Consider the following 3,235-nt stretch of genomic DNA (forward strand, 5'->3'; position numbering starts at 1 on the left):
GGTTCTTTTGAACCTGTCGTTATCACTGCGACCAGACCCCTTGGGTGTTATAGGGTCAAGCCTCACGGGCCATTAGTACACGTTAGCTCAACGCCTTGCAGCGCGTCCACACCGTGCCTATCCACCAGCTGGTCTCGCTGGGCCCTTTAGGAGACGCTAGGTCTCAGGGATGTCTCATCTTGAAGGGGGCTTCCCGCTTAGATGCTTTCAGCGGTTATCCTGTCCGACCATAGCTACCCGGCAATGCCACTGGCGTGACAACCGGAACACCAGAGGGTCGTCCACTCCGGTCCTCTCGTACTAGGAGCAGCTCTTCTCAAACATCCAACGCCCACGGCAGATAGGGACCGAACTGTCTCACGACGTTCTAAACCCAGCTCGCGTACCACTTTAAATGGCGAACAGCCATACCCTTGGGACCGACTTCAGCCCCAGGATGTGATGAGCCGACATCGAGGTGCCAAACACCGCCGTCGATGTGAACTCTTGGGCGGTATCAGCCTGTTATCCCCGGAGTACCTTTTATCCGTTGAGCGATGGCCCTTCCATACAGAACCACCGGATCACTAGAACCTGCTTTCGCACCTGCTCGACGTGTCTGTCTCGCAGTCAAGCACCCTTATGCTCTTGCACTCATTGCACGATGTCCGACCGTGCTGAGGGTACCTTCGTGCTCCTCCGTTACGCTTTGGGAGGAGACCGCCCCAGTCAAACTACCCACCACACACTGTCCTCGATCCGGATAACGGACCTGAGTGAGAACGCCAATGATGCCAGGCTGGTATTTCAAGGTTGGCTCCGCCCGAACTGGCGTCCGAGTTTCTAAGCCTCCCAGCTATCCTACACAGGCAACATCAGCGTCCAGTGTGAAGCTATAGTAAAGGTTCACGGGGTCTTTCCGTCTAGCCGCGGGTACACCGCATCTTCACGGCGATTTCAATTTCACTGAGTCTCGGGTGGAGACAGCGTGGCCATCATTACGCCATTCGTGCAGGTCGGAACTTACCCGACAAGGAATTTCGCTACCTTAGGACCGTTATAGTTACGGCCGCCGTTTACCGGGGCTTCGATCAAGAGCTTCGGACGAGTCCTAACACCATCACTTAACCTTCCGGCACCGGGCAGGCGTCACACCCTATACGTCCGCTTGCGCGTTAGCAGAGTGCTGTGTTTTTACTAAACAGTTGCAGCCACCTGGTATCTTCGACCGGTTCGGGCTCGGGAAGCGAGTTCCTTCACCCTACGCCGGCGTGCCTTCTCCCGAAGTTACGGCACCATTTTGCCTAGTTCCTTCACCCGAGTTCTCTCAAGCGCCTTGGGATTCTCACCCTGACCACCTGTGTCGGTTTGGGGTACGGTCGCACATGATCTGTAGCTTAGAGGCTTTTCCTGGAAGCGGGGCATCAATGACTTCGACACCGTGGTGTCTTCGTTTCGTGTCTCGGCCTTCTCCTTGAAGAGAGTGGTCCGGATTTACCTAAACCACTAGCCTACTCACTTTCACCAGGACTACCAACGCCTGGCTCACCTAGCCTTCTCCGTCCCCCCATCGCAATCATGTCCGGTACGGGAATATTGACCCGTTTCCCATCGACTACGCCTTTCGGCCTCGCCTTAGGGGCCGACTCACTCTGCTCCGATTAGCGTCGAACAGAAACCCTTGGTCTTCCGGCGGGGGAGTTTTTCACTCCCCTTGTCGTTACTCATGTCAGCATTCGCACTCGTGATACCTCCAGCAGACTTCTCAATCCACCTTCATCGGCTTACACGACGCTCCTCTACCGCGAGCCTGCATCCTTAAGTCTACGCTGTTGATCCGCTCATCCGACTCAACGTTCGGTGGGCGCTTGAACGTCGCTTCGCGACGTTAATCGAATAGCCTTAAGTGATACAGGCTCACCCGTAGCTTCGGTACCTGGTTTAGCCCCGTTACATCTTCCGCGCAGGCCGACTCGACTAGTGAGCTATTACGCTTTCTTTAAAGGATGGCTGCTTCTAAGCCAACCTCCTAGCTGTCTGAGCCTTCCCACATCGTTTCCCACTTAACCAGGATTTCGGGACCTTAGCTGACGGTCTGGGTTGTTTCCCTTTTCACGACGGACGTTAGCACCCGCCGTGTGTCTCCCACGCTGGCACTCACCGGTATTCGGAGTTTGCCTCGGGTTGGTAAGTCGGGATGACCCCCTAGCCGAAACAGTGCTCTACCCCCGGCGGTGATACGTGAGGCGCTACCTAAATAGCTTTCGAGGAGAACCAGCTATCTCCGAGCTTGATTAGCCTTTCACTCCGATCCACAAGTCATCCAAATCTTTTTCAACAGATCCTGGTTCGGGCCTCCAGTTGATGTTACTCAACCTTCACCCTGCTCATGGATAGATCGCTCGGTTTCGGGTCTATATCCAGCGACTGTGTCGCCCAGTTAAGACTCGGTTTCCCTACGGCTCCCCTATGCGGTTAACCTCGCCACTGAATATAAGTCGCTGACCCATTATACAAAAGGTACGCAGTCACAGAACAAGTCTGCTCCTACTGCTTGTACGCACACGGTTTCAGGATCTATTTCACTCCCCTCTCCGGGGTTCTTTTCGCCTTTCCCTCACGGTACTGGTTCACTATCGGTCAGCCAGGAGTATTTAGCCTTGGAGGATGGTCCCCCCGTCTTCAGTCAGGGTTTCTCGTGCCCCGACCTACTCGATTTCACGTGTTCAGATTTTCGACTACGGGGCTATCACCCGCTATGGCCAGGCTTCCCAACCTGTTCGTCTAATCAGTCACACGCTTAAGGGCTGTTCCCCGGTCGCTCGCCGCTACTGGGGGAATCTCGGTTGATTTCTTTTCCTCAGGGTACTTAGATGTTTCAGTTCCCCTGGTTCGCCTCCTACCCCTATAGATTCAGGGCAGGATACTCATCTGTTGATGAGTGGGTTTCCCCATTCAGAGATGTCCGGGTCGCAGGTCGTTTGCCACCTCGCCGAACCTTTTCGCAGGCTACCACGTCTTTCATCGCCTCTGGCTGCCTAGGCATCCACCGTGTGCGCTTCATTGCTTGACCCTATAACCCGAAGGGGTCTGGTGTCTCGCAATGATAACGATTGCCGGATACGCTTGAGACGTATCACAAAACAATTGCATATCGAACATTTAATAAACATCGTTTTCTGTCAAGACAGAGATAGAGATGCTTATATCGTCATTCGATATTGTCAGCATGATATACATTGTTAAAGAGCGACTG

At 54.1% G+C, this 3,235-nt stretch carries 1 rRNA gene; it reads right to left on the reverse strand.

Annotation, left to right across the window (positions count from 1 at the left end):
• Positions 1–51: 51 nt before the first annotated feature.
• A 23S ribosomal RNA gene (locus tag HP566_RS18185) occupies positions 52–3,052 on the reverse strand.
• Between the last annotated feature and the right edge of the window lie 183 nt (positions 3,053–3,235).

Origin of the sequence: Vreelandella olivaria (assembly GCF_023507745.1) — a bacterium.
GTDB lineage: Bacteria > Pseudomonadota > Gammaproteobacteria > Pseudomonadales > Halomonadaceae > Vreelandella > Vreelandella olivaria_A.